The organism is Microbacterium sp. Y832 (genome assembly GCF_057669765.1).
Genome location: NZ_JBYHFM010000002.1, coordinates 592,578 through 614,261, shown reverse-complemented (window position 1 = coordinate 614,261; position 21,684 = coordinate 592,578). Strand labels below are relative to the sequence as shown.

Below are 21,684 nucleotides of genomic sequence, written 5' to 3'. Positions count from 1 at the left end.
CGACCCCGGCGCCTACACCGCCACACTGACCCTGTCGCTGTTCGAGTTCACCGGCTGACAGCCACACCACCGTTACGGGGCGGGGGTCACCACCGACGGTGGCCCCCGCCCCACACCCGTACCCGCCCCCTCGCGAAAGACCGCCCAATGAGCCGATCCCGCCGCCTGTCCGCCCTTCTGACCGCATGTACGATCGCCCTCGTCGGGGCGGCGGCATCCGTGCCGATAGCCGCGCAAGCCGACGACGACGCCGTCACCTGGTCCGTGCAGCCGGCGGACACGAAAGGACCCGACGGTCGTTCCTGGATCGAGCTCACGCTCGACCCGGGGGAGAGCGTCACCGAGCACCTCGCGCTGCGCAATCTCAGCAAGAGCACGGTGACCTTCGCGATCAAGGCCGCCGATGGCTACCTCACCCCCACGGGACGTTTCAACATGTTGCCCGCCGACAAGGAATCCGTCGGTGCGGGCACATGGGTGGTGAGTCCTGCAACCGTCGAGGTCGCCTCGGGGCAGACCGAGATCGTGCCGTTCGCGATCGCTGTCCCCGACAACGCCACACCGGGCGATCACCCCGCAGGGATCGCCGCCACGGTGCAGTCCGTCGGGTCTGGGCCCGATGGGAACGCGGTCGCGATCGAGAGCAGGGTCGGGTTCCCCATCATGACGCGGGTCACCGGAGAGGTGCAGCCGTCGATGCGCGTCGAAGCGGTGGATCTGTCGTATGCGATGTCGTGGAATCCGTTCGAGCCGGGCCGGGTCACGGCGGTGTACCGCCTCGTGAACGACGGCAACGTGCGTCTGCAGGCCACGCCGGACGTGCAGGCGCAGGGCCGGTCGGCGTCGTCGGACGACGAGGACGGCCAGGTCGAGCTGCTGCCGGGTGACACCCGCGAGCTGACTGCTCAGATCAACGGCGTGTGGCCGCTGTTCTTCACCGGTGTGCAGGTGGGGCTCGAGCCGATGGTCGTCACGCCGGAGGGGGAGCCGCAGGCCGCCGAGGGGTTCGTCGAGGAGTTCGGGGTGTGGACCGTGCCCGTGCCGCAGCTCATCGTGCTGGTCGGCCTCGTCCTCATGTTCGTCGCGCTCTTCGTCGGGCGTCGGCGTTCGCGCCGTCGCGTCGAGGCGATGGTCGCCGAAGCGCACGCGGCGGGCCGTCTCGAGCGCGACGCGTAGCAGGCGCAGCCGGCGACGGAAGGGCACGCGCTCACCTTCACCACGCCGCATGCCTCGGTGCCCGTCGGCGCGGCCGGGTCTGCGTGAAAGGCTCAGTCGGCTAGTTCGACCTCGTACGGAAAGCCCGTGGACTCGCGCGCGACCACGCGGAAGTCCGGCTTGATCCGTCGCGGAGGCATGCGGTCGCCCTTCTCGGTGATCCGCTCGACGAGCATGTCGACGGCGAGCTCCGCGATCTCGTTGCGGCCGGCGTCCACGGTGGACAGCGACGGGATCGAGAACTTCGTGGCGTTGATGTTGTCGAAGCCGATGATCGCCACGTCTTCGGGCACGGCGATACCCGCCTCCGTCAGGGCGCGCAGTGCGCCGATGGCCATCGTGTCGTTGAGGGCGAACAGGCCGTCGAACGGTACGCCCGAGGCCAGGAGCGTGCGGGCCGCCGCAGCGCCGGTCTCGAGATGCCACAGCCCGACGGGCACGACCAGTGCCGGATCGGCGGGGACCCCCGCCGCCTGCAGCGCCTGGTGATACCCGCGCACGCGCAACGTGGCGGATCCGAACGCATTCGCCTCTTCGTTGTCGTCGGCACCGATGACCGCGATGCGCCGCCGACCGATGCTGATGAGATGCTCCGTCGCCGCCCGTGCGGAAGAGACGTTGTGCATGGAGACGTGGTCGGTGGGCCCTCCGAAGATGCTCTCGCCGAGGATGACCAGCGGAAAGGGGACGTTCAGCAGGTCGGCGTCGGCCTCTCCGATGTTGACGGGGCTGAACAGGATGCCGTCCGTCAGGCGCAGGCGGCGCCCCGCGATCACGTCGAGCTCGTGCTCACGCACCTGGTTGGTCTGATCGACCACCACTCCGAGCCCGCGCCCTTCGGCGGCGGCGATCACGGCGTCGGCGAGCTCGGCGAAGTACGGCTCTCGGACGGAGGGAAGGGCGAGTCCGATGACCCCGGTCTTTCCAGAGCGCAGGCCCCGGGCCGACAGGTTCGGCTGGTAGCCCAGCTCTTTGATCGCGACCATGACGCGGTCGCGGGTGGTCGCGCGGACGTGGGGGTACTCGTTGATGACGTTCGAGACCGTCTTGATGGAAACCCCGGCGACCCGAGCGACGTCGTGCATCGTTGCGCGCACGATGGCCCCCCTCCTCGACCCGCGCCGAGGCGCGACTGGTCGCTGGGTACCATGATGACACGATGTCGCAGGTCGGCCGTTCGCTGCGCGGGCCCGGCATGATCCGGCCCGGACTCGGGGTCGACGACGCCTGTGGCCGCCTCATCGAGCTGATCGCCGGTGGGCTGGCGCACTCGGAATCCACGGGGCTCACCCGGCGCGGCCTGCGGAGGGGTCTGGTGGGCGTGTGCGAGCGCTCGCCGTCAGAGATCGCCCGCGCCGAGCGCCCCGCCGGCTGACCCGGCACGGGGGCAGCGGCGTGACGTCCTGCGCTGTGTTTTCGGCTGGCGGACGGGAACTTTTCGGGAGGGTCTTGACACTCGCCCATGCAGCGAGGATAGTCGGTTTGCAACGTTGGAAGTACAACGTTGCAAACGCGATCAGCAGGACCTGTCGCCCACAGGACGTCCTCTCACGCCCTCGATGGTGCGCAAGGAGAGGTCGCGGACGCGAAGACAACGATGTCCAGCATCCGAAAGGAATCACAGTGAAGACCAAGAGTGTCCTCGCCGGTGCAGCAGCCCTCGCGCTCGCCGGCGCGCTCGTGTCCTGTTCTGCAGGCGGCGACTCCACCAGCGACGGCGACGGCGGTGGCGGAGGCGGCGAAGCGGCGAACTGCACCAACACGATCCCCAAGACCGACCTGCCCGTCGTGACGATGTGGGCGTGGTATCCGAACATGGAGCTGGTCGTCGACAACTTCAACGAGGCCAACGACGAAGTCCAGGTGTGCTGGACCAACGCCGGCGCCGGCGGCGATGCCTACGACAAGTTCCAGACGGCGGTCACCGCCGGGTCCGGAGCACCGGACGTCATGATGGTCGAGGCCGACCGCATCCCCACCTTCCAGGTGCAGGATGCGCTCGTGGACCTCACCGACATCGGCTACGAAGAGGTCAAGGACACCTTCAGTGAAGGTGCCTGGAAGGACGTCTCGGTCGGCGACGGCATCTACGGCGCCCCGGTCGACGGCGGCCCGATGGGCATGATCTACCGCACCGACATCTTCGACGAGTACGGGATCACGCCGCCCACGACGTGGGTCGAGTACGAAGCGGCGGCGCAGAAGGTCAAGGATGCCGGGGGACCGTTCTTCGGCGACTTCCCCGCCAACCAGCCCGCCTACGTGACCGCCCTGCTCTACCAGAACGGTGCAGAGCCCTTCACCTACACCCCGACCAACGAGGGCGAGATCTCGATCAACCTCAACACCCCCGAGGTCAAAGAGGTGCTCGACTACTGGTCATCCATGGTCGAGAAGGGGCTCGTCGGAACGCAGGACCAATTCACCCCCGAGTACATCGCGGGTGTCATCGGCGGCGAGTACGCCACCTACCTCTCGGCCGCGTGGGCACCCGGATACCTCCAGGGCGCCGGCGTCGGTGAGGGAGCGGATGCCGGTGTCTGGGCGACCGCCCCGATGCCGCAGTGGGACCCGGCGAACCCGACCGCGATCAACTGGGGTGGCTCGGCCTTCGTCGTGAGCAGTCAGGCGGAGAACCCCGAGCTCGCGGCCAAGGTCGCGTTCGGCGTCTACGCGGATGAAGCGTCTCTCACGGACGGGTGGGAGAACCAGATCATCTTCCCGCTCAACGTCAACGTGCTCGAGGACCCGGCGTTCGTCGACGCGGAGATCGCCTTCTTCAACGGGCAGCAGGCCAACAAGGAGGTGTACGTCCCCGCGGCGGATGCCTACACCGGCATGGTCTACACCCCGATCGGCCAGTACTTCTACTCGGCGATGACGAAGCAGATCGCGCGCATCAACGACGGGTCCGCCACCGGATCCGAGGCCGCCGACGCCCTGCAGGAGGACGTCGTCTCCTACGCGGAGGAGCAAGGGTTCACCGTCAAGTGACCCCGTGTGGAGGGTCGGTCTGCCTCACCGCGGGCCGGCCCTCCGCCGCACCCCCCTGAACTCGGAGACATCATGACCGCCCACCTCATCACCACCACCGAACCCCCGCGCCGCCGCGCGACCGGCGGACGACAGAACCTCTTCGGATGGCTGTTCGTCGGGCCCTTCGCGCTCGTCTTCCTGGCCTTTCTGGTGCTGCCGATCGGCTACGCGCTTTACCTCAGCCTCTTCCAGAAGGCCATCATCGGGGGGACCAAGTTCGTCTTCCTCGGCAACTACGCGAAGGCCTTCAGCGACCCGTCCTTCCTCGACGGCATGTGGTTCGTCATCCGCTTCTCGCTCGTGCTGATCCCGCTGCAGATGGCGGTCTCCCTGGCCATCGCCCTGATCCTCGACATCCTCGTCACCCGCTTCGCGCGATTCTCGCGGCTGATGATCTTCATGCCGTACGCCATCCCGACCGTCATCGGCGCCCTGATGTGGGGGTTCCTCTACAGCAAGAACTTCGGACCGCTCGCCGACATCTTCGGCGCCATCGGCCAGACCGCCCCCGACTTCCTCAGCACGAGCCTGATCTTCTACGGACTGCTCAACATCGTCACGTGGCAGTGGGCGGGCTATTACATGATCATCCTCTACGCCGCGCTGCAGGGAATCGACCCCACCCTCTACGAGGCCGCACGCATCGACGGCGCCTCCCAGTGGCAGATCATCTTTCGGATCAAGATCCCGCTGATCGCGCCGGCGCTGCTGCTCATCCTCGTCTTCGCGCTCATCGGAACGCTGCAGTTCTTCAACGAGCCGAAGATCCTCCAGCAGCTGGCCGCCGGGGCGATCCCCGATGACTTCACCCCGAACATGTACGCCTACCAGCAGGCGTTCTCGCTCGCCAACTACAACTACGGCTCCGCGATCTCGTTCGCCCTCGGCGCGGTCGTGTTCATCTGCGTCTACATCTTCCTGTTCGCCACCCGCAAGAAGGGGAGCATCCTGTCATGAGCGTCACAGACATCGCGCGCAGCGGCACTCGAGGGCAGGCGAAGCGCTCGTCGCCGGCGAAGCGCTCGTCGCCCGCGAAGCATCGCACCCGGCCGCCCGGCAGGATCACTCTCAACATCGTTCTCGCGGTGCTGATGATCTATTTCCTCATCCCGTTCTGGTGGGTGATCGTCAACAGCTCCAAGAGCTCGTCGGGCCTCTTCGGCGGCGGAAGCGCCCTGTGGTTCGCCGATGACATCAACTACGTCCAGAACTTCATCGACCTGTTCACCTACGGCGGCGGGATCTACGCGCGCTGGCTGGGCAACTCGGCCCTCTATGCCTTCGTCGGCGGCCTCGGCGCGACGGTGCTCGCGGTGCTCGCCGGCTACGGATTCGCCAAGTACCGCTTCCGGGGTCGCAGGGCCGGATTCGCCATCGTCCTGGGGGCGGTCATGGTGCCCACCACGGCCCTCGTCATCCCGACCTTCATCCTGTTCTCGCAGGTGGGGCTGACCAACACGATCTGGGCGGTGATCCTCCCGACGCTGCTCAACCCCTTCGGCGTGTACCTCATGAACGTCTATGCCCGAGATGCCGTCCCCGACGAACTGCTGGATGCCGCGAGGGTGGACGGGGCGGGAGAGTTCCGCACCTTCTTCCAGGTGGCCCTGCCGCTGTTGCGGCCGGCGATCGTGACGGTGCTGCTGCTGTCGGTCGTCGCGTCGTGGAACAACTACTTCCTGCCCCTGGCGATGCTCTCCGACAACCGTCTGTTCCCGGTCACCGTCGGCATCGGTCTCTGGCAGTCCACCGCATCGACCTACGGTGCGGCGGGCGGTCAGAGCCTGTGGAGCATCATCGTCCTCGGATCGCTGGTCTCGGTGATCCCGCTGATCATCGCGTTCCTCACGCTGCAGCGGTACTGGCAGGGCGGATTGTCCATCGGAAGCCTCAAGTAGCCCCACCCGCACGACATCAAGAAGAGGAACATGATCTCCGCACGACTCACTATCGACCCGCACTTCATCGTCGGGCCCATCAACCGCCGGCTCTTCGGATCCTTCGTCGAGCACCTGGGGCGCTGCGTGTATGAGGGGATCTACGAGCCGGGACATCCCACCGCGGATGAGAACGGCTACCGCCAAGACGTCATCGAGCTCGTCCGCGAGCTCGGCGTGTCCACCATCCGATATCCGGGCGGCAACTTCGTCTCGGGCTACCGCTGGGAGGACGGCGTGGGGCCGCGCTCCGAGCGGCCGCGTCGGCTCGACCTCGCCTGGCATTCGACCGAGACCAACGAAGTCGGTCTGGATGAGTTCGCCGTCTGGCTGCGCAAGGTGGGCAGCGAGATGATGTACGCCGTCAACCTGGGCACCCGCGGGGTGCAGGAAGCGCTGGATGTCCTGGAGTACGCCAACATCCGATCCGGCACGACGCTCTCTGACCAGCGCATCGCCCACGGAACGCCCGAGCCGCATGACATCCGCGTCTGGTGCCTGGGCAACGAGATGGACGGGCCATGGCAGCTCGGTCATGGGACGGCGCGTGACTACGCGGAGCTGGCCTCGAAGACCGCGCGGGCGATGCGGCAGGTCGACCCCGACCTCGAGCTCGTGGTCTGCGGCAGCTCCAGCGCCCAGATGCCGACCTACGGCACCTGGGAGCGCATCGTGCTGGAGGAGACGTATGACGACGTCGACTTCATCTCGTGCCACGCCTACTACGAACCCGTCGGCGACGATTACGGCAGCTTCCTCGCCTCCGCGGTCGACATGGATCGGTTCATCGACTCCGTCGTGGCCACCGCCGATCATGTGAAGGCCGTCCGCGGCAGCGACAAGACCATCAACATCTCGTTCGACGAGTGGAACGTCTGGTATCAGTCGCGCTACCACGAGGTCGACCGGATCACAGCGGCGGACGAGTGGCCGATCGCCCCGCGGCTGCTGGAGGACTCCTATTCGGTGCTGGATGCCGTCGTCTTCGGGAACCTGCTCATCTCGCTCATCCGCCACGCCGACCGGGTGACGGCGGCGAGCCTGGCGCAGCTGGTGAACGTCATCGCCCCCATCATGACCGAGCCGGGAGGACCCGCGTGGCGGCAGACCACCTTCTACCCGTTCGCGATCACCTCGAACCTCGCCCGGGGGGTGACCCTCGAGCTGAAGCTGGACTGCCCCACGTACGAGACGGAGCGCTACGGCGAGGTGCCCGTGGTCGACGCGGTCGCCACGCGCGATCCCGACACGGGGGACACTTCGGTCTTCCTGGTGAATCGGAGCGTGACCGACACGGTGACGATCGACGTCGACGTCCGGTTGCTGGGAGACGTGGAGCTGCGCAGCGCCGACTCCCTCTTCGACGACGACATCCACGTCGCCAATGTGCTGGCGGATCCCGACCGGGTGCGCCCGCGGCCGAACGAGACGGCGCGGCTGTCGGACGGCACCGTCACCGTTTCCCTGCCGCCGGTGTCGTGGACAGCGCTCACGATCGCTCGGGTCACCGGATGAGCGAGGTCCTCCGGGTCGACGGTCCCCGCATCCTCCAAGGGACCGAGCCCGTGTTCTTGCGCGGGTTCGGGCTGGGCGGCTGGATGAACATGGAGAACTTCATCACCGGGTACGCCGGCACGGAGTCGCAGATGCGTCGGGCGTTGAGGCGCGTGCTCGGAGAAGAGGGGTGCGAGCGGTTCTTCGCACGGTTCCTCCCGGTGTTCTTCACCGATCGCGACGCCGCGTACGTGAGGGAGCTCGGCCTGAACTCCGTCCGCATCCCGTTCACCTACCGGCACTTCGAAAGCGACGATGCCCCCTTCGTCATCCGCGAGGACGGGTTCCGGCTGCTCGACACGGTCGTCGAGGCCTGCGCGCGCAACGGCCTCTACGTGATCCTGGACCTTCACGCCCTCCCCGGCGCCCAGAACCAGCACTGGCACAGCGACAACCCCACGCAGTGGGCGCATTTCTGGGAACAGAAGCAGTTCCAGGATCGCGTGGTGAACCTGTGGGAGCACATCGCGGAGCACTACCGCGGCAACCCCTGGGTGGCCGGGTACAACCCGATCAACGAGCCGGCGGATGCCGAGGGGTCGACCCTCGCGCCGTTCTATCGCCGTCTCGAGGCGGCGATCCGCGCGGTCGACCCCGACCACATCCTGTTCCTCGACGGCAACCGCTACTCCACGCAGTTCGACCAGCTGGGAGACCCGCTGCCGAACTGCGTCTACACCGCGCACGACTACGCCGTGCCCGGCTTCGTCGACGGCGGGCCGTACCCCGGTGTCAGCCGCGGCGAGTACGTGGACCGCGACCGGATCGAAGAGACCTTCCTCACCCGCACGGCGTACATGCGCGACAGCGGCACGCCCATCTGGGTCGGCGAGTTCGGGCCTGTCTACACCGGCGACCCGCAGCGGGATGGCGAGCGGTTGCGTCTGCTCGAGGACCAGCTGGACATCTATCGACGGCATGAGGCCAGTTGGGCGCTGTGGACCTACAAGGACATCGGACTGCAGGGCGTTGTCACGGTCGATCCGAACTCCGAGTACATGTCCCGCATCGCTTCGTTCCTCGAGAAGAAGGCACGGCTGGGTGTGGACTCGTGGGGGTCGACGGATGAGGGGGTCCGGCACATCCTCGAGCCCATCGAGGCTCTCTTCCGTGAGGAGTTCCCGCACTTCCAGCCCTATCCGTGGGGAGCGCGGCGGTGGATACACGGCCATGTGCGGCACGTCATGTTCGCCGAGGCGATGGTCGGCGACTTCGCGCGGTCGTTCGCGGGGGTGGGGCCGGCTGACGCGGAACGCCTCGCCGACGCGTTCGCTTTCGAGAACTGCATCGTCAGAGAGCCCTTGGCTGCGGTGCTCCGTCGGTCCACGGATCACTGATCGCGTCGCGGCGGATCAGTCATGGGCGGCACGAAGCGGGTGACTCTGGCGAGCATCGCGGATGAGACGGGGGTGTCCATCGCCACGATCTCGAAGGTGCTGAACGGTCGCGGCGATGTCTCCTCGACCACGCGCGCCCGGGTCGAGGCGCAGCTGCACAAGCGCGGCTACTCCCGGCCGGGAGCCAGCCGGAGTGATTTCCTCGAGATCGTGCTGCCCGAGCTGGATGCCAACTGGTCCATCGAGGTGCTCGAAGGCGTACGCGATGTCGCCGCCGAGGTCGGACTGGCCGTGTCGCTGTCGGTGGGCGGGGATCGGCGTTCGTCGCCGCCCGAGTGGATGACCGAGGTGCTGCGACGTCGGCCCGCCGGAGTGGTGCTGGCGTTTGCAGGTATCGAACCAGAGGGCCGGCGAAAGCTCCACGCCCGCGGCATCCCCGTCGTCGCCCTGGCGCCGGACGGGGAACCCGTGGCGGGGATCGCGGCCGTCGGATCGACCGACTGGCAGGGGGGAGTGGCGGCCACCCGCCATCTGGTGGAGCGAGGACATCGGGCGATCGCCGCGATCGCCGGACCCGCGGACGCGTTCGCCGCCCTTGCCCGTCTGGACGGGTTCCGCACGGCCCTGCGCGTCGCCGGTGTGGCCATTCGGTCGGACTGGATCCGTCACGGCGATTTCCGCGAGGAGACGGGTAGGCAGCACGGTGCCCAGCTGCTCGGCGCAGAGCCACGTCCGACCGCGATCTTCGCCGGCGACGACCTGCAGGCGTTGGGCGTGATGCGGGCAGCGGCCCTGCGCGGGCTGAACGTCCCGCGCGACCTGTCGGTCGTGGGCTACAACGACTCGCCTCTCGCGCGCCTGACATCACCGCCCTTGACGACGGTTCACCGGCCGCTGCGCAAGATGGCAGAAGAAGCGGCGCGGCTGGTGCTGAAGATGCGCGACGGCTCGTCGACAGGCCCCACGCGCATCGATCTGTCCACCTCGCTCGTCGTGCGCGAGTCCACCTCGGTGCCCGCGGACCGTCGACTGCCCTCGTGACGGGTCTTGCGGCATGCGGATGCCGGTCAGGTCAGGAGCGCACGAGCCGGGCGATGGCGTCGCTGGCTTCCTTGATCTTCGCGGTCGCCTGATCATCGTCCTGCCGGGCCGCGTCGAGGACGCAGTGCGTGAGGTGGTCGTCGAGCAGACCGACCGCGACGGCGTCGAGCGCACTCTTGAGGGCGCTGATCTGCGTGAGGATGTCGATGCAGTACTTCTCGTCTTCGACCATCCTCGAGATGCCGCGCGCCTGACCTTCGATGCGCCTGAGACGGTTCAGATACCGGTCTTTGTCGGTGATGTAGCCGTGCGTGTGGGGAGCGTCGACGGTGGTCATGCGGGTTCCTTCGGGTCGTACTGCCGGGTCGCGGTGCTGGTGAAGCCGCGCAGGCGCAGGCTGTTGCCCACGACGAAAACGCTGGACAGGGCCATGGCGGCTCCGGCGAGCATGGGGTTGAGCACGCCCAGAGCGGCGACCGGGATGGCCGCGACGTTGTAGGCGAAGGCCCAGAACAGGTTCGACCTGATCGTGCCGAGCGTGCGACGTGAGAGGCGGATCGCATCGACGGCGCTGCGCAGGTCACCGCGGACCAGCGTGATGTCGGATGCCTCGATCGCGACATCCGTACCGGTGCCCATCGCGATTCCGAGGTCGGCCTGCGCGAGGGCGGGCGCGTCGTTGACGCCGTCGCCGACCATCGCGACGACCTTGCCCTCGCGCTGCAGCGCGGCGACGATGTCGGCCTTGTCCTTCGGCAGCACGTCGGCCGTGACGTGCTCGATCCCGACGTCGGCGGCGATGCGGCGGGCGACGGCCTCGTTGTCGCCGGTCAGCAGGATCGGTGTCAGCCCGAGCGCCTTCATCTGCGCGACCGCTTCGGCGCTCGTGGGCTTGACGGTGTCGGCCACGACGAGCACGCCACGGGCGGCGCCGTCCCAGCCGACGGCGACGACGGTCTTGCCCTCGTCTTCCGCGTGGGCCTTGGCCCGGGCGATCCCGGGGCTGAGCTGTTGCGACCAGTCGGCCAGCAGCGACTCGCGACCGACGATGACGGCGCGCCCGTCGACGACGCCCTGGACGCCCTTGCCCTCGATATTCGTGAATCCCTCGACCGGGAGCAGCGTGCCGGTTCGCTCGGCGGCATCCTTCGCGATGGCTTGCGCGATCGGATGCTCCGAAGCGTCCTCGAGCGATCCGGCGACACGCAGCATCTCGTCGGGGTCGGTGCCGGGCTCGGCGATCACGTCGATGAGCGTCATCTTGCCCGTCGTGACGGTTCCGGTCTTGTCGAGCACGATCGTGTCGACCTTGCGCGTGGACTCCAGCACCTCGGGTCCTCTGATGAGGATGCCCAGCTGTGCTCCGCGCCCCGTGCCGACCAGGAGCGCCGTCGGGGTCGCCAGGCCCAGCGCGCACGGGCACGCGATGACGAGCACGGCGACCGCGGCGGTGAAAGCCGCGGATGCCGGGAACCCGGCGCCCAGCCACGCCCCGAGGGTGATGACCGCGATGAGGATTGCGATCGGCACGAAGACACCCGAAATCCGGTCGGCGAGCCGCTGCACCTGGGCCTTGCCGGTCTGGGCATCCTCGACGAGCTGCGCCATCTGCGCGAGCTGCGTGTCCGACCCGACGCGGGTGGCGCGCACGACGAGGCGTCCGCCGGCGTTGACGGTGGCGCCGGTGACGGGGTCGCCTTCCGCGACCTCGACCGGCGCGGACTCTCCCGTGAGCATCGAGGCGTCGACCGCCGACGTGCCCGAGACGACGACGCCGTCGGTGGCGATCTTCTCGCCCGGGCGCACGACGAACTCGTCGCCGACCCGCAGCTGATCGGTCGGGATCTTCGTCTCGACACCATTGCGCAGCACGGACACATCCTTCGCGCCCATCTCGAGCAGCGCGCGCAGCGCAGCGCCCGCCTGCCGCTTGGATCGCTTCTCGAAGTACCGGCCGAGAAGGATGAAGGTGGTCACCCCGGCGCCGACTTCGAGATAGATGTTCCCGGCACCGTCTGACGGCGCGATCGTGAGCTCGAACGCGTGAGTCATGCCGGGCATGCCGGCGGTGCCGAGGAACAGGGCGTAGAGCGACCAGAAGAACGCGGCGAGGGTGCCCATCGAGATGAGGGTGTCCATGGTCGCCGCACCGTGGCGCAGGTTGACCCACGCGGCCTTGTGGAAGGGCCAAGCGCCCCACACGATGACGGGTGCGGCGAGCGTCAGCGACGCCCACTGCCAGTACGTGAACTGCAGTGCGGGGATCATCGCCATCAGGACGACGGGAATGGTGAGGGCGGCCGAGATGATGAGCCGGGTGCGCAGCGAGGTCAGCTCGGGATCGGCCGGCTCGGCGGCATCCGGTGCCGGGGTCTTCGGGGTGGGAAGTGCGGCGGTGTAGCCGGTCTTCTCGACCTCGGCGATCAGCTGCGCGGGGTCGTAGCCGGGAGGGACGGTGACGCGCGCCTTCTCGGTGGCGTAGTTGACGGTGGCAGCGACGCCGTCGAGCTTGTTCAGCTTGCGCTCGATGCGGTTCGCGCACGACGCGCAGGTCATCCCGCCGATGGCGAGCTCCACCTGGGGATCGGTCGTCGCGCGGGGATCAGCGGTGCTCATCGGGTTCTTCTTGGATGTGGGTGGGGGTGGGGGTGCCGTCGATCTCGGCACGCTTGTTCCAGTCGGTGACGACGCTGTCGGGGACGACCAGCGCAGCGATGCCGTACGAGGCGCCGAACGCGACCGCCAGTCCGGCGGCGTAGAGGCTGAGTCGCCCCGCGGTGTTCATCAGACGCGCACCGCGCTGTAGCCGGCTTCGCCGACGGCGGCCAGGACAGCGGCGTCGTCCAGGGGCCCCGCCGCGGTGACCAGGAGCGTGCCGGTCTGGGCGCTGACCTGCACGTCGTCGACGCCCGCGATCTCACCGACCTCTTCGCGCACCGACGTCTCGCAGTGTCCGCAGGTCATTCCGGTCACGCGGTATTCGATCGTCGCCATGATTCTCCTTCGTGGATACCCCCTGTGGGTATGCGTGGAGGATAACGCACACCGCCGGCGGGTATTCCTCGGTGCGGGGATACATCGCACGGGTGATGCCACTCACTCTCGCGGCCGATGGCACGGACCTCGTCGGCGACGAGGCTGGAAGCATGAACACTCCAGTGCTGCATGCCCACGGACTCGTCAAGACATACGGGTCGACCACGGCCCTCGCCGGCGTCGACCTCTCGATCCGCCGGGGTGAGTCCGTTGCCGTCATGGGGCCCTCGGGGTCGGGCAAGACCACGCTCATGCATGTCCTCGCCGGCATCACCGCCCCCGATCAGGGAGTCGTGACGTTCGCGCCGGCCGCAGGCCCCGCCGTGCAGGTCACGGACCTCAGCGAGACGCGGCGCTCGAAGCTGCGCCGAGACAGCTTCGGGTTCGTCTTCCAGCAAGGGCTGCTCATCCCCGAGCTGACGGCGGTCGAGAACGTCGCCATTGCCCTCATGATCACCGGATGCGGGCGCGACGAGTCGATGGAGCGCGCGGCATCCTGGCTCACAGCCCTCGGGCTGGCCGGCATGGAGGAGCGCCGGATCGGGGAGCTCTCGGGTGGTCAGGCCCAGCGCGTCGCGATCGCCCGCGCGCAGGTCACCGGGGCCGAGGTGGTGTTCGCCGACGAGCCGACAGGCGCGCTGGATTCGCGCACGTCGGTCGAGGTCATGGATGCGCTTCTGTGGGCGACGACCCAGCAGGGGCGCACGCTCGTCGTGGTGACGCACGATGCCGACGTCGCCGCCCGCTGCTCGCGCACACTCTCTGTGCGCGACGGCCGACTGCTGTCCGAAGGAGTCTCGGCATGAACTCCCGGGTCTTCCTGCTGCTGATGCGCCCGGCGCCCGGGCAGTACGACGTTCTGGCTCTGCCCGTCTTCGCGTTCGCGGTCGTGAGCACTCTCGTTCTGACGGTCGTGGGCGGCGCCCAGTCATTCTGGGCATGGCAGGACCCCGAGGCGCCGATCTACCACGCGCTCGCCGCGATCGCCCTCGTGCTGCTGGTCGTCCCCCTCGTCACGCTGGGCGGAGCGGCGGCACGGCTTTCTGCACGCCGCCGCGACGAGCGGCTCTCGACGCTGCGACTGCTCGGGGTCTCTCCCGCGGGCGTCGTCGGGGCGACGGTCGTCGAGTCGGCCCTGGTCGCCGCGGTGGGCGCCGTCATCGGGTTCTTCCTCTACCTTGTGCTCGTGCCCGTCGTGGGGCTCATCCCGTTCCGCGGCGAGTCCCTCGGAGCGGGCTCCGTGCTGCTGCCCGCGTGGGCGGTGCTGGGGATCATCGCCGCGATCGTGCTGCTGGCCGCCACGAGTGCCGCCATCGGACTGCGCAAGGTCGTGATCTCGCCCCTCGGCGTTCGCACCCGGGCAGCCGCGGGGACCTCGCACTGGATCCGCGCCGTCATCACGCTCGTCGCCCTCGTGGCGGCCTACCTGCTCATCTCGGCCGTCCCGAGCGCTGCCGAGATCCTGCCGACCATCATCGTTCTCTCCGTCGTCTTCGCCATCGCCTTCGCCGTGCTCAACGTCATCGGCCCCTGGGTGATCCGCTTGCAGGCGCGTCGGCGGCTGCGCCGGGCGACGCGCGCGGATGAGCTGCTCTCGGCCCGCACCGTGCTCGAGGCGCCCAAGGCGGCGTGGCGTCAGGTGAGCGGCATCGCGATGGCGAGCTTCATCGCCGTGTTCGCCGGAACGGGTGTCGCCCTGCTCGATGTCATGGGCAACGGTTCGGTCGAGGACATCCAGCTCGCCGTGGACATCCGCACGGGCGTCGTGATCACCCTGGTCGCATCGTTCCTCATGGTCGCCGCCTCGGTCGGCGTGAATCAGGCCGCCGAGATCCTCGACCGCCAAGACCTGCACGTGAGTCTGCACCGCCTCGGCATGCCGATGGAGACGGTGGAGCGCGCGCGCCGCAGCTCGATCATGCGCCCCCTGCTGCTCACCGCGGTCGGCTCGGCACTGTGCGCCGGTGCGATGATCTTCCCGCTGCTCGGCATGGCGCTGATCACGGCTCCGGTCTCGCTGCTCACGATCGCGACGGTCATCGCCGTGGGCTTCGCCATCATGTGGCTCAGCACTCGCGTGACGCGGCCGATCCTCGCGCGCGCGTTCGCCTGAGGATCGGGAAAGGGCCGGGCATCATGCGATGCCCGGCCCTTTCACACTTCCGTCGGGACGCTCAGAGCCCCATCGCCGACAGCGTCACGAGCGCCGTGACGATCGCGCCGTGCTTGAGGTCGAGCGGCTCGACGCGGTGACGGGTGTCGGCCGCCGTGAGCAGCAGGCGGCTGCCCGCGGATTCGTCGTTGTAGCCGCCGATGAGCCGGACGGCGGGGATGCCCGCGGCGAGGAAGTTCGCATGATCCGAGTTCGTGGTGTGGGCGTAGATCGGATGCACCGGGGTGCCGCCGATCCGGCTCGCGCGCTGCAGCAGATCGAGGATCACCGGGTTGCCGGCGGTGAGCCCGTAGAGGCGCGGGTAGCCGACGGGGGTGTCCACGTTGACGTTGCAGTGGATGCGGCTGCGCTCGGTCTCGTCGAGCGAGGCGACGTACTCGGCGGATCCCGTGAGCGCCCATTCCTCGAACGTGAAGAGGGCGAGCAGCAGCCCGCGCTCGCTGTCGGCGGCGCGGGGGCCGAGGCGCCGGGCGACTTCGAGCACCGTCGCCAGGCCCGCGCCGTTGTCCATCGCGCTCTCGGCGAGGCCATGGCCGTCGATGTGCGCGCTCAGCACGACCATTTCGTCGGTGCGACCGGGAAAGCGGACGAAGATGTTGCGGCCGGTCCACTCACCCGCTGAGGCCTCGTTTACCAGGTGCACGTGGGCCGGACCGAACGCGAGCGCGGTGGCGAGTTCGCTCGTCGCGTCGTGGCTCAGGCCGAACGCGGGGATCTCGCCCGGCTCACCGGCCCCGCCGGATCCGCTCACGGCCCCGGCACCGGGCTGGTTGTTGCCGATGAGGAACGCCGTCGCACCGTACTCGCGGGCGAGTGCGAGCTTGACGCTGCGGTGCACGTGGTTCGTCGAGAAGGGGAACTCGTGCCGCACGAGCACCGCGCGGCCGGCGATCAGGTCGCGCGCGCCCTCGAAGTCGGCCGGGGTGCCGCGCCCGAGGTCGATCACGGGGAAGGTGTCGTCCACTGCTGCGCAGTTGAGCAAGGGGTAGCTCTCGAGCTCACGGCCGCTCTCGACGAGGCGCACGGAGTGCCCTTCGCTGCGCAGCCCCGTCACGGTGAACGTCTGCTCGCTGTACTGGCCGCCGAGCTCTCGGGCTCGGCGCTGGAGCAGCGACTGCGCCGCCGCCTCGCTCGCGGTGCCGGCGACGCGGCCGCCGGTGTCGCAGATCGCGGTGAGGTCGCCGGCGAGCTCGTCGCTCAGCCAGATGTCGCCGATGATGTCGCGGATGTCGGTCATGAAGGTGTCTCCCGTCACAGGACGCTGTCGAGGAATGCCTTGGTGCGCGGGTGCTGCGGCGCTGCCATGATCTGCTTCGGGTCGCCCTCTTCGACGACCTTCCCGTCGTCCATGAAGATGAGGCGGTCGGCGACTTCGCGCGCGAACCCCATCTCGTGCGTGACGACGATCATCGTGGTGTGCTCGGTCGCAAGGCTGCGCATGACGGCGAGGACCTCGCCGACCATCTCGGGGTCGAGGGCGCTCGTCGGCTCGTCGAACAGCAGCAACTTCGGCCGCATCGCGAGCGCACGGGCGATCGCGACGCGCTGCTGCTGACCGCCGGAGAGCTGCTTCGGATACGCGTCGCGCTTCTGCGCGAGACCCACGCGCTCGAGCAGTTCGAGCGCGTACGCGATGGCGGTGGAGCGCTTCTCCTTCTTCACGCCGACGGGAGCTTCGATGATGTTCTCGAGCACGCTCATGTGCGGGAAGAGGTTGAACGACTGGAAGACCATGCCGATCTGCTCGCGCTGTGCGCGCACGATGCGCTCGGGCGCCTCGTGCAGGCGACCGCCGCGCACGAGGGCGCCGATCGGGTCGCCGTCGATCGCGATGAGTCCCTCGTCGATCGTCTCGAGTCGGTTGATGCACCGCAGGAACGTGCTCTTGCCCGAGCCGCTGGGACCGATGACGCAGACGACCTGTCCGCGATCCATCTCGAGAGAGACGCCCTTGAGCACCTCGACGCCGCCGAAGCTCTTGTGCACGTCGCGCACGCTGACGAAGCTCATCGGTTTCCTCCCGTCACGGTCGCCGCGGTCGCCCGGCGGCGGAATCGGATGCCGGTGAGCCGCTGCAGCGACCCCGTTCCGCGCCCGCCCGAGCGCGTGCTTCCCCGCGAGTAGAAGCGCTCGAGAGACTGCTGGCCCACCATGAGGATCGACGTCACGACGAGATACCAGATCGTCGCGACCATGAGCAGCGGGATGGTCTCGAACGTGCGGCTGTAGACGACCTGCACGGAGTAGAGGAGTTCGGGGAGGGCGATCACCGACACGAGCGATGTCGATTTGAGCAGCGACAGCACCTCGTTCCCCGTCGGCGGGATGATGAAGCGCATCGCCTGCGGGATGACGATGCGGCGCATGGCGCGGCGCCCGCTCATGCCCAGTGCCCGCGATGCCTCGAGCTGACCGCTGTCGACCGACAGCAGTCCGCCGCGGATGATCTCGGCCATGTAGGCCGCTTCGTTGAGCGCGAGCGCCGCGACGGCGACGACGTACGGCGTGACGATCTCATTGATGCTTCCCTCGAAGAACGTCGGCCCGAACGGGATGCCGAGCGAGATCGAGGGGTAGAGCGCCGAGATGTTGTAGAGGATGACCAGCTGCACGAGCAGCGGGGTACCGCGGAAGAACCAGACGTAGGCGCCGGCGACGGCATTGAGCACGCGGTTCTCAGAGATGCGCATGAGCGCGATCACGAGACCGATGACGATGCCGATCACCATCGAGACGACCGTGAGCTCGATCGTCTTCCACAGGCCGTTGAGCACTGAGGTCGAGAAGAAGTACTCGCCGACGACGCCCCACTCGAACCGGGGGTTCGTCACGATCGAGTACGCCACGAGTCCCGCGACCGCGATCACGACGGCGGTCGCGACCCACATCATCGGCCGCGGACGGCCGATGATGCGGTAGTCGCTCACCGCGGCGAGCGCGGGTGGCGCCCCCGTCTGGTCTCCGCGGCTGGTCATTCAGCGGCCTCGTTGTTCTTTCCGGCCATCGGCACTGCCAGCTGCTGCAGACCGTAGACCGAGAGCATCTCTTCGTACGTGCCGTCATCGATGAAGGCCTGGAACACGGCCTGGATCACGGGGAGCAGTTCGCTGTCCTTGGGGAATGCCATGCCCGACAGTCCGCCGCGGAAGGGCTCACCGCTGAGGGTCAGCTGCTCGTCGTCGGTCTGCGCGATGTAGCCGGCCTGAGCGGCAGCCGTGCCGTACGCGGCGATACGGCCGCTCGTGAGGGCCAGGACACCTTCGTTGTTCGTCTTGAACGCCATGATCTCGATCGGCTCGGCGCACGTCTCGTTCTGCTCGGTCAGCGAGATCTCTTCGACCGATCCGGCCGCGACGCCGATCGCGAGGCCGCACGCCGTCTCGGGCGACAGGTTCTCGGGGGCGTTCGCGTTGTCGCGCGCGACGATGAACTGCGAGCCGCCGCGCAGGAAGTCGATGAAGTCGACCTGCTGCTGACGCTCCTCGGTGTCGAGCATCGGGGCGAGCGAGAAGTCGTAGCGGTCTGCCGCCAGGCCCGGGATCAGGTTCGCGAAGACGACCTGGCGCAGCTCGACGTCGAGGCCGAGCGCGTCGCCGAACGCGAAGGCCAGATCGGGCGCGATGCCCACCATGGTGGCGCCGTCGGCGTCGTACGATCCGAACGGCTCGCCGATCGTGGCATCCGTGGCGATGACGAGCTTGCCGCTTTCGACGATCGAGTCCGGAAGCTGCGCGACGAGGTCGGCGATCGGCTCGCCCGAGGCGACGTGATAGTTGACATCGGCCGTGTTGCTGGGCGCGCTGTCGCCATCGGTGTTTGTCGATCCGCCGCCGCACGCGGTGAGAGCGACCGTCGCCGCGGTGAGGATGCCGACGGCGAGCAGGGGGCGAAGAGATTTCATGTGAGTGCTTTCTGAAGGGTGAGCCGGCCGCGTCAGATGCGGCCGACGATGGTCACGTGCTCGCGCATGTGGCGAGCGGCTTCGTCGGAATCGCCGTTGTCGATCGCCGCGAGGATGGCGCGGTGACCGGTCAGCGAAGTGGCTCGTCCGGTGGGACTCGCGTGGGAGATGCGACGGAAGTCGCTGACCCATTCCGACGTCGCCCTGCTGAGGGAGACGATGAGGTGGTTCTGCGTTGCGGCCGCGATGGCCTCGTGGAAGCGCTGATCGTGGTCGAACGATTCCTCGGCGGACACCGTGGCGGGGTCGAAGTCGCAGTGACTCGCGAGCAAGAGCAGGTCGCTCTCGGTGCGCCGTCCCGCGGCGAGACCCGCGATCTGCGGTTCGAAGGTCGTGCGGAAGTCGATGACTTCGGTGGCATCCCGCTCGGACGCCGACATGTCGCGAAGTAGGGACACCGCAGCGCTCGAGGTCTCTAGAAGCACGGTGCCCGACCCCTGGCGGCGCCGCACGACGCCCTTGAGCGTCAGCTCGTGGATGGCCTCGCGGATCGTGGTGCGCGAGACGCCGAGCTGCGTCGCGAGATCGCGCTCGGGGGGGAGGGCCGTGCCCGGTCCGATCTCGCCGCGTTCGGCGAGATCGAGGATGCGAGCGGCGATCGCGCTCGACGTGGCCCGGCGCGGTACGGCGCCGAGCGAGGCCCATCCATCGGTCGACATGCGTTGTACAGTAACAGAATTGGTCCGACCACCAAACCAGTCCGTATTTCGGCCATTCATACACGTTGAGAGCGAGCAGGCATGGACCTCATGAGCCCCCTGGGCCTCGGCCTCCTCGCGCTCGCCGCCATCGGGGCCGGCATCATCAACACCGTCGTCGGTTCGGGGACGCTCATCACGTTTCCCGCGCTGCTCGCCCTGGGGGTGCCACCCGTCACGGCGAACATGGCCAACACGGTCGGTCTCGCGATCGGCAACATCGGCGGGGTGATCGGCTACCGCCGTGAGCTCAAGGGCCTGTTCGCGGCGATCCTGCCGCTTGCGGTTCTCACGGCGATCGGCGCACTCATCGGGGCGTTCGCCCTTCTCGTGCTGCCGCCCGACGTCTTCCGCATCATCGCCCCCGTGCTCGTCATCATCGGCTGCGTGCTCGTCGGCATCCAGCCGCTGCTGCGCCGGCGCACGTCACGCGCGCCCGGGCGCAGCTCGGCGCCGGCCTGGCTGCGTTTTCCGCTCACCGCGGGGACGGGCATCTACGGCGGGTACTTCGGAGCTGCCCAGGGCGTGCTGATCGTGGGCGTGCTCGAGATGACGATGACGCTGGACATCCAGCGCATCAACGCGATCAAGAACGTGCTTCAGACACTCGCCGGTGGCGTCGCGACGGTCGTCTTCGTCTTCGCCGCGCCGCTGCCCTGGGTGGCGATCGCGACGCTCGCGGTCGGCTCGCTGGCCGGCGCCGCCATCGGCGCCGCGATCGGTCGTCGCCTGCCCGCCTGGCTGTTGCGCACTCTCATCATCGTGATCGGTGTCGTCGCGGTGTACTTCCTCGTCGTCTGACGCACGTCGCGGTGATCCCGCCCGCGCGCACGTCACGGCACGGCGGCGACGATGCCCGCGCCCCGGGCGGAGCCGTCCGTCGCGGTCCCCGGGCGCGGTGCGGAGATACCGCACGCGCACGCCGCGCCCGCGAACCGTTGCGCGATCACCGCAGGTGGGGCATCATCGCCGACATCGTGACTCGCGCCGTGCCACCGACCGTGGTCTTCGCCGTCCGATCCACCGACGCGACCGACACAATCGATCTCCCGCCCGGCGGATCGGAGCCGGACGTGTCCTTCGCGACCGAAATGCGTGTGCGAGGCGATCGTGCCGCCGTGCGAGGAGCATCCACATGTTCAAGCAGGACTTCTTCCACCCGACCGACCTCGTGTTGTTCGTCTGGCCGTCTCGGGCGCACAGCGAGCAGCAGCCGCAGCCCGAGGAGGTCTGGCGGCTGGATGCCGCCGGCACCGCGTGGGCGATGGAGCGCGCGAAGGCCGATCGAGTACGCGTGCTCGTCTCGGTCGCCGTCGACACGATCGTCGGCGCATGGCGGGTCACGGGCAGCGAGAGCACTCTGACCGCGCGCGAGGGCAAGTCGAGACGCGTCAATCGGTCCCGCTTCGACATGCGCGACGATCCGCGCCTGCACTACCTCGTGGGCAAGCGCTCGCAGGTGCCGCGGCGGCGCAACCCCCAGACGACGATCGAACTGCGCGACCTCTTCGGCGGCGAGAGTCTGCTCGAGCCGAATCCGGAGGCGCGTCGCCACGGCGTCGTGCGCATCGGTGACTACACGCTCACCGTCGGTGAAGACGGCACAGCCGACCTCGTCTACCCGGCGCGTGCCGTGGTGACGCTGCGGCCCGAGAGCTGAGGTCGACGCCTCGCGCAGGGGACGTCCGGCCCCGCC

The 21,684-nt window shown here is 68.4% G+C and carries 22 protein-coding genes; 12 read left to right on the top strand and 10 right to left on the bottom strand.

Annotated features, from left to right (window positions below; translation table 11 throughout):
• Positions 1-147 precede the first annotated feature (147 nt).
• Positions 148-1,176 (top strand): hypothetical protein, encoded by a 1,029-nt coding sequence (locus AC25YV_RS05695; protein WP_488122862.1) that lies wholly within the window; start codon positions 148-150, stop codon positions 1,174-1,176.
• A 92-nt stretch (positions 1,177-1,268) separates the two neighbouring features.
• Here the strand turns inward: AC25YV_RS05695 and AC25YV_RS05690 are convergent, their stop codons facing one another.
• Complete coding sequence (locus tag AC25YV_RS05690) at positions 1,269-2,312, bottom strand: LacI family DNA-binding transcriptional regulator (RefSeq protein ID WP_488122861.1); 1,044 nt, start codon at positions 2,310-2,312, stop codon at positions 1,269-1,271.
• 62 nt (positions 2,313-2,374) lie between these two features.
• On the opposite strand from AC25YV_RS05690, the gene AC25YV_RS05685 reads away from it, so the two are divergent.
• From AC25YV_RS05685 to AC25YV_RS05655, 7 genes are all read left to right on the top strand, one after another.
• Positions 2,375-2,590, top strand: coding sequence for a hypothetical protein (locus AC25YV_RS05685; protein ID WP_488122860.1), 216 nt, complete (start codon positions 2,375-2,377; stop codon positions 2,588-2,590).
• Between the two features lie 248 nt (positions 2,591-2,838).
• Positions 2,839-4,209, top strand: a complete 1,371-nt coding sequence (locus tag AC25YV_RS05680) for an ABC transporter substrate-binding protein (RefSeq protein ID WP_488122859.1) — start codon at positions 2,839-2,841, stop codon at positions 4,207-4,209.
• A gap of 72 nt (positions 4,210-4,281) precedes the next feature.
• Complete coding sequence (locus AC25YV_RS05675) at positions 4,282-5,208, top strand: carbohydrate ABC transporter permease (RefSeq protein ID WP_488122858.1); 927 nt, start codon at positions 4,282-4,284, stop codon at positions 5,206-5,208.
• Positions 5,205-6,149, top strand: coding sequence for a carbohydrate ABC transporter permease (locus AC25YV_RS05670; protein ID WP_488122857.1), 945 nt, complete (start codon positions 5,205-5,207; stop codon positions 6,147-6,149). The genes AC25YV_RS05675 and AC25YV_RS05670 overlap by 4 nt, the downstream gene beginning before the upstream one ends.
• Before the next feature lie 30 nt (positions 6,150-6,179).
• On the top strand, positions 6,180-7,703 hold the full coding sequence (gene arfA / locus AC25YV_RS05665; RefSeq protein ID WP_488122856.1) for an arabinosylfuranosidase ArfA: 1,524 nt from the start codon (positions 6,180-6,182) through the stop codon (positions 7,701-7,703).
• A complete protein-coding gene (locus tag AC25YV_RS05660; RefSeq protein ID WP_488122855.1) occupies positions 7,700-9,079 on the top strand; it encodes a glycoside hydrolase family 5 protein in 1,380 nt (459 codons plus the stop codon). The genes arfA and AC25YV_RS05660 overlap by 4 nt, the downstream gene beginning before the upstream one ends.
• A 21-nt stretch (positions 9,080-9,100) precedes the next feature.
• Complete coding sequence (locus AC25YV_RS05655; RefSeq protein ID WP_488122854.1) at positions 9,101-10,120, top strand: LacI family DNA-binding transcriptional regulator; 1,020 nt, start codon at positions 9,101-9,103, stop codon at positions 10,118-10,120.
• 31 nt (positions 10,121-10,151) lie between these two features.
• On the opposite strand, the gene AC25YV_RS05650 is transcribed toward AC25YV_RS05655, so the two are convergent.
• Genes AC25YV_RS05650 through AC25YV_RS05635 form a run of 4 tightly spaced genes read right to left on the bottom strand, consistent with a single transcriptional unit; the run spans position 10,152 to position 13,114 of the window.
• Positions 10,152-10,457: a metal-sensitive transcriptional regulator gene (locus tag AC25YV_RS05650; protein WP_488122853.1), complete on the bottom strand. Its 306-nt coding sequence runs from the start codon at positions 10,455-10,457 to the stop codon at positions 10,152-10,154.
• Positions 10,454-12,736 carry a heavy metal translocating P-type ATPase gene (locus AC25YV_RS05645; RefSeq protein WP_488122852.1) on the bottom strand — a complete coding sequence of 761 codons (2,283 nt, stop codon included), beginning with the start codon at positions 12,734-12,736 and terminating at the stop codon, positions 10,454-10,456. The genes AC25YV_RS05650 and AC25YV_RS05645 overlap by 4 nt, the downstream gene beginning before the upstream one ends.
• Positions 12,723-12,905 (bottom strand): hypothetical protein, encoded by a 183-nt coding sequence (locus tag AC25YV_RS05640; RefSeq protein ID WP_488122851.1) that lies wholly within the window; start codon positions 12,903-12,905, stop codon positions 12,723-12,725. Before AC25YV_RS05640 ends, AC25YV_RS05645 begins: the two co-directional genes overlap by 14 nt.
• Complete coding sequence (locus tag AC25YV_RS05635) at positions 12,905-13,114, bottom strand: heavy-metal-associated domain-containing protein (RefSeq protein ID WP_488122850.1); 210 nt, start codon at positions 13,112-13,114, stop codon at positions 12,905-12,907. Before AC25YV_RS05635 ends, AC25YV_RS05640 begins: the two co-directional genes overlap by 1 nt.
• A gap of 152 nt (positions 13,115-13,266) precedes the next feature.
• Between AC25YV_RS05635 and AC25YV_RS05630 the strand changes: the two genes are divergently transcribed.
• Both AC25YV_RS05630 and AC25YV_RS05625 read left to right on the top strand, forming a co-directional pair.
• Positions 13,267-13,962 (top strand): ABC transporter ATP-binding protein, encoded by a 696-nt coding sequence (locus AC25YV_RS05630; protein ID WP_488122849.1) that lies wholly within the window; start codon positions 13,267-13,269, stop codon positions 13,960-13,962.
• Complete coding sequence (locus AC25YV_RS05625; RefSeq protein ID WP_488122848.1) at positions 13,959-15,269, top strand: FtsX-like permease family protein; 1,311 nt, start codon at positions 13,959-13,961, stop codon at positions 15,267-15,269. The genes AC25YV_RS05630 and AC25YV_RS05625 overlap by 4 nt, the downstream gene beginning before the upstream one ends.
• Positions 15,270-15,330: 61 nt before the next feature.
• Here AC25YV_RS05625 and AC25YV_RS05620 read toward each other — a convergent pair whose 3' ends face one another.
• The 5 genes from AC25YV_RS05620 to AC25YV_RS05600 are packed head-to-tail and all read right to left on the bottom strand — an operon-like array spanning position 15,331 to position 19,949.
• Positions 15,331-16,566, bottom strand: a complete 1,236-nt coding sequence (locus tag AC25YV_RS05620) for a M28 family peptidase (protein ID WP_488122847.1) — start codon at positions 16,564-16,566, stop codon at positions 15,331-15,333.
• A gap of 14 nt (positions 16,567-16,580) precedes the next feature.
• Positions 16,581-17,339, bottom strand: a complete 759-nt coding sequence (locus AC25YV_RS05615; protein WP_488122846.1) for an amino acid ABC transporter ATP-binding protein — start codon at positions 17,337-17,339, stop codon at positions 16,581-16,583.
• The gene (locus AC25YV_RS05610) at positions 17,336-18,304 is read right to left on the bottom strand and encodes an amino acid ABC transporter permease (RefSeq protein WP_488122845.1); all 969 of its coding nucleotides are present in this window, start codon (positions 18,302-18,304) and stop codon (positions 17,336-17,338) included. Before AC25YV_RS05610 ends, AC25YV_RS05615 begins: the two co-directional genes overlap by 4 nt.
• Positions 18,301-19,230, bottom strand: coding sequence for a transporter substrate-binding domain-containing protein (locus AC25YV_RS05605; RefSeq protein WP_488122844.1), 930 nt, complete (start codon positions 19,228-19,230; stop codon positions 18,301-18,303). Before AC25YV_RS05605 ends, AC25YV_RS05610 begins: the two co-directional genes overlap by 4 nt.
• A 32-nt stretch (positions 19,231-19,262) precedes the next feature.
• A complete protein-coding gene (locus AC25YV_RS05600) occupies positions 19,263-19,949 on the bottom strand; it encodes a FadR/GntR family transcriptional regulator (protein ID WP_488122843.1) in 687 nt (228 codons plus the stop codon).
• Positions 19,950-20,030: 81 nt separating this feature from the next.
• On the opposite strand from AC25YV_RS05600, the gene AC25YV_RS05595 reads away from it, so the two are divergent.
• Positions 20,031-20,789: a sulfite exporter TauE/SafE family protein gene (locus tag AC25YV_RS05595; RefSeq protein WP_488122842.1), complete on the top strand. Its 759-nt coding sequence runs from the start codon at positions 20,031-20,033 to the stop codon at positions 20,787-20,789.
• Positions 20,790-21,123: 334 nt separating this feature from the next.
• The gene (locus tag AC25YV_RS05590; protein ID WP_488122841.1) at positions 21,124-21,648 is read left to right on the top strand and encodes a hypothetical protein; all 525 of its coding nucleotides are present in this window, start codon (positions 21,124-21,126) and stop codon (positions 21,646-21,648) included.
• The last annotated feature ends 36 nt before the right edge of the window (positions 21,649-21,684 follow it).